5 protein-coding genes and 1 pseudogene are annotated in these 4403 nt (G+C 74.3%); 3 read left to right on the top strand and 3 right to left on the bottom strand.

Features of this window, described 5'->3' with window-relative positions; all coding sequences use genetic code 11:
- Positions 1-592: pseudogene (locus AB0I76_RS23320) on the bottom strand (hypothetical protein); the annotation flags it as partial.
- Positions 593-649: 57 nt separating this feature from the next.
- On the opposite strand from AB0I76_RS23320, the gene AB0I76_RS23315 reads away from it, so the two are divergent.
- Positions 650-1273 (top strand): HAD family hydrolase, encoded by a 624-nt coding sequence (locus tag AB0I76_RS23315; protein ID WP_357039151.1) that lies wholly within the window; start codon positions 650-652, stop codon positions 1271-1273.
- Between the two features lie 27 nt (positions 1274-1300).
- Entirely contained in the window at positions 1301-1687 is a 387-nt protein-coding gene (locus AB0I76_RS23310; RefSeq protein WP_357039148.1) for a cold shock domain-containing protein, read from the top strand.
- Here the strand turns inward: AB0I76_RS23310 and AB0I76_RS23305 are convergent.
- The gene (locus AB0I76_RS23305; RefSeq protein WP_357039145.1) at positions 1648-2523 is read right to left on the bottom strand and encodes a 1,4-dihydroxy-6-naphthoate synthase; all 876 of its coding nucleotides are present in this window, start codon (positions 2521-2523) and stop codon (positions 1648-1650) included. The genes AB0I76_RS23310 and AB0I76_RS23305 overlap by 40 nt on opposite strands.
- A gap of 495 nt (positions 2524-3018) precedes the next feature.
- Here AB0I76_RS23305 and AB0I76_RS23300 point away from each other — a divergent pair, with 495 nt between their 5' ends.
- Positions 3019-3861: a GNAT family N-acetyltransferase gene (locus tag AB0I76_RS23300; protein WP_357039141.1), complete on the top strand. Its 843-nt coding sequence runs from the start codon at positions 3019-3021 to the stop codon at positions 3859-3861.
- A gap of 20 nt (positions 3862-3881) precedes the next feature.
- On the opposite strand, the gene AB0I76_RS23295 is transcribed toward AB0I76_RS23300, so the two are convergent.
- A partial coding sequence (locus tag AB0I76_RS23295; protein ID WP_357039138.1) for a futalosine hydrolase occupies positions 3882-4403 on the bottom strand: 522 nt, incomplete at its 5' end.

Below are 4403 nucleotides of genomic sequence, written 5' to 3'. Positions count from 1 at the left end.
GGTCGTCCTCCGCGCCGACCGGTGGCGCCTGGAGCGCACCGGGCGGGACGCTGCCCACCGGCGGACCGGCGGCGAGCCGGTCCAGGATCGCGCGGGCCGACGGCGGTGCGGCCAGCAGCGTCCGCCGGAGCTTCGCCGGGTCCGCACAGAGGGCCGCCGTCCGCAGGTCCAGCTCCTCCGCCGGGCGGCCGAGCCCCGCCGGGTACGGGGAGATCTCGTCGATGCCGCCCACGAGCTGCACCTGGGAGTCGGGGCCGTACAGCAGGAGGAGCCCGCGCAGCCGGTCCACGGCGGCGCGTACCTGGGCCGGTGTGGGTGGGCGCGGGCCGGCGGTGGCCATGGCGAGCACCGCGTCGACCGAGGTGCTGCCGTCCGAGGCGTCCCGGGTGAGCCGGGCCGCGTCGAGGATCAGGAGGGTGAACTGGTCCAGCCCGTCGAGGGCGCGCGCCACCGACACCCGGGACTGGGCCCGGATGGCGAGCGCGGACATGTCGGCCGGCACGGGTACGACGAGGTCCGGCCGCAGCTGGAGGAGCGCGGCGAGGGAGTCGTCCGGCAGCGACCGCAGGTGGTCGGCGAGTGAGGTGGTCATCGTCGTTCCACGCTAGCCCGCCGGTGGGACTTCCCGCCCCTCGACTAGGTTCGGCGCATGTCTGTGCTGACGGTCGGATTCGACCTCGACATGACCCTGGTCGACTCCCGTCCCGGCATCGCCGCCGCCTACCGGGCGCTGACCGCGAGGACCGGCGTCCACGTGGACGCCGAGGTCGCGGTGTCCCGGCTCGGCCCTCCGCTGCGTACCGAGATCGCCCATTGGTTCCCGCCGGAGCAGGTGGAGGAGGCCGTCACCATCTACCGCGAGCTGTACCCGGCGTACGCGATCACCCCGACCGTGCCGCTGCCCGGTGCCCGGGCCGCCCTCGACGCGGTACGCGCACGCGGTGGACGGGTGCTCGTGGTCACCTCCAAGATCGGCCGGTTGGCGCGGCTGCACCTGGACCACCTCGGCCTGACCGTCGACGAGCTGGCCGGGGACTTGTTCGCGGAGGAGAAGGCGAGCGCCCTGCGGGCGCACGGCGCCACCCACTACGTCGGTGACCACGTCGCCGACATGGTGGCGGCGGGAGCGGCCGGCGTGCCCGGGATCGGCGTGGCGACGGGGCCGTGTTCGGCCGACGACCTGCACGGCGCCGGTGCGGCGGTGGTGCTCGGAGACCTCGGCGGATTCCCGGCGGCGCTCGACCGCATGATCCGGCTAGCCTTGGAGCAGTAGACGTACCGAGCGAAGCAGGGGTTACACGTGCCGACGGGTCGAGTGAAGTGGTATGACGCGGCCAAGGGATACGGGTTCGTCACCAGCGACGAGGGTGGCGACGTGTTCCTGCCCAAGGGCGCGCTGCCGACGGGTGTCACCGACCTCAAGGGCGGTCAGCGGGTCGATTTCAGCGTGGTGGACAGCCGCCGCGGCGCCCAGGCGATGGGAGTCAAGGTGCTGGACGCGCCGCCCTCGGTGGCGGAGCTGCGCCGCCGGCCGGCGGAGGAACTGCACGGCCTCGTCGAGGACATGATCAAGGTGCTGGAGGCGAAGGTCCAGCCGGACCTGCGCCGTGGTCGCTTCCCGGACCGGAAGACCGCCCAGAAGGTGGCTCAGCTGGTCCACGCCGTCGCGCGCGAGCTGGAGGTCTGAGGCACGAGCCCGGCGTCGGTGGCCCGACCGAGCAGCGCCTCGACGGCGGCGAACCCGGCCTGACCCAGGTCCGCGGTGAACTCGTTGACGTAGAGGCCGATGTGCCGGTCCACCACGTCGGGCTCCATCTCCTGCGCGTGCGCCAGCACGTACTCCCGGCTCGCCGCCGGGTCGGCCCAGGCCCGCCGGACCGACTCGCGGATCCACCCCGCGGCGGCCTCGGGGTCGACGGCGCCGCGCCGGGCCAGGATCGCGCCGAGCGGGATCGGGAGGCCGGTGTCGGCCTCCCACCACTCGCCCAGGTCCACCAGCGCGGTCAGCCCGTGCCGCGGGTAGGTGAACCGCGCCTCGTGGATGACCAGCCCGGCGTCGTACCGTCCGGCGGCCACCCCGGGCATGATCTCGTGGAACGGCACCACCTCGATCCGCGCCGGCGGCCGGTCGGCCGACCAGAGCCGGAAGAGCAGGTACGCGGTGGTGCGGTCGCCCGGCACCGCGACCGTCGCACCGGTCAGGTCGGTCTGCCCGGTGGGGTCGGCCCGGCCGGTCGGGTCGGTGCTCCCGGCGCGGTCGCCGCGGGTGAGGACGAGTGGGCCGCAACCCCGGCCGAGCGCCCCGCCGCAGGGCAGCAGGTGGTAGTCCTCCAGCAGCCACGGCAGCGCCGCGAAGCTCACCTTGACCAGGTCGAACGCCCCCCGTTCGGCGGCCGTGTTGGTGACGTCGACGTCGGCGTACGTCACCTCGACCGGCGGGGCCCCGGGCACCTGGCCGTGCACGAGGGCGTGGAAGACGAACGTGTCGTTGGGACAGGGCGAGATCGCCAGTGAGAGCGCCACGCCCCCACCGTAGCCCCGTCCCCAGCCCGCCCGACCGCCCCCGCCGCACCGTTGTGACGTGGCGCGCGCGGTGATCGTTCCCGGTGGGCGCTGTAGGCGGCGGGCGTAGTTCCGGTGAAGTGCTGTCGAGCTGCCCCATCTGTGGGGCGGGCGGGACTCGGGACGCGGACGGGTGAGGAGAATCGACAGGTCTCTCCGCCCGGCCGTGCGGAGCGGTCGTCCGCCGAGGCCGGAGTGCGATGGCGCTGAGCCGGTTCGCCCTCCAGGCAGCGCGTCGAGAATCGCCAGGTGGAAGGGGTGACCCCGGGCCGGCTCCCGGTGGTGCTAGGACCAAGGCCGAGTGCGGGCGGGGGCAGGCCGGTCTCACTGGTGGGGCAGCTCGACAGTGGCGAGGGCTGAGGTGGAACAGGGCACGCCGAGAGGTTGTCCACAGGGTTGTCCACAGGATCAAGAGCCCTGTTGACGACAGGCCGGGGCGCTCGGAACGATCGATGCGTGTCGGACGGGACGGGGATCGACCTCGGCGCGACGTTACGTGCGCTACGGCGGAACACTGACCTCAGCCAGCGGGAGTTGGCGGAGCGGTCCGGCGTGCCGAAGAGCACGGTGGCGCGGATCGAGACGCACCCGGCGGCGAATCCGCAGTGGGAGACGGTGCAGCGCCTGGTGCGTGCGGCAGGCGGCGTCCTGGTCGTCACATCCGCCGAGACGGCAACGGCCCCGGTGCCACCGCTCGAGGACGACGAAGTCCGGGACGAGGCGGGGCGCCGCTACCCCGCCCACCTGGACGTCCGGAAGGTGCGGACGCTCCGGGACTGGCCCGGCGCGTGGTGGGCGCACTGGTACACGCTGCCACCAGACCGGTGGCCGCTGCGTGTCCCGGATCTGACCTACGACCTCGACCGGAGGCGCCGCGACGACCAGCGGTTACGGAAGTGGCTACCGGATGTCCTGACGCTGCGACGCGACCGGGCGGAGTTGCCGGAGACCTCGTGGCGGCTCGTCGCCGAGCTGCCCGACGGGAGGCAGGTGGGCGAGCTGCGGGCGCATGAGGAGAGTGGGGATCTGGCCCTCGGGTTCGACCTGGGCGACGTCCGGTCGGTGGTGCTGGACGGCGTGGTCGTCGCCCCTCGGCTGCGGGGGATGGGGATCGGCCGTCGACTGGTCGGGCAGTTGGCGGAGGAGATGCGGCAGGTGGGTGTCACGACGGCGGAGGCGGTCGCCCGCGGTGACGGCGTCGGCTTCCTTCGCGCGTGCGGATACCGCGCTGTCGTCGATGAGCAGCCGATGGTCCTGCGGTACGACGGCCGGGGCCCGCTCCGTCGGCGGGCGCGGTGACACGAGCGGTCGGCGTCGACTCAGCTGAGGGCGGTCGCGGTCGGTAGGGCCGCCGCGGCGGCGGTGAGGGCCTCAAGGGCCTCCCGGAGGCGCCAGGCGTCGCGGTCGCGCGGGCCGATCGGGTTGGAGATCGTCCGCAGCTCGACGAAGGGCACCCCGGCGTGGGCGGCGGCGACGGCCACCCCGTACCCCTCCATGGCCTCGGCCACGGCGTCCGGGTGCCGGCGGCGCAGCTCGTCGGTGCTGGCGGCGGTGCCGGTCACGGTGGTGACCGTGAGCACCGGGCCGACCGTGGCGGCCGGGAGGCCGGCGCGGAGGACGGCCAGCAGCGCGCGGTCGGCGGTGATCCTGACGCCGCCGCCCAGCAGCTCGGCCGGCATGCCCAGCTGGTCCACCGGGATGAAGCCCTCCGGTGACTCGGCGCCGAGATCCGCGGCGATCGCGCTGCTGCCCAGCACGGTGCCCCCGACCGGCACCTGGTCGGAGAAACCGCCCGCCACGCCGGCGCTGACCACGCCCCGGTACGGCCGCCCGCCGGCCTC

It is taken from the genome of Micromonospora sp. NPDC049799, from assembly GCF_040656655.1.
Taxonomy (GTDB): domain Bacteria; phylum Actinomycetota; class Actinomycetes; order Mycobacteriales; family Micromonosporaceae; genus Micromonospora.
This window is presented reverse-complemented; position numbering and strand designations above follow the sequence as displayed.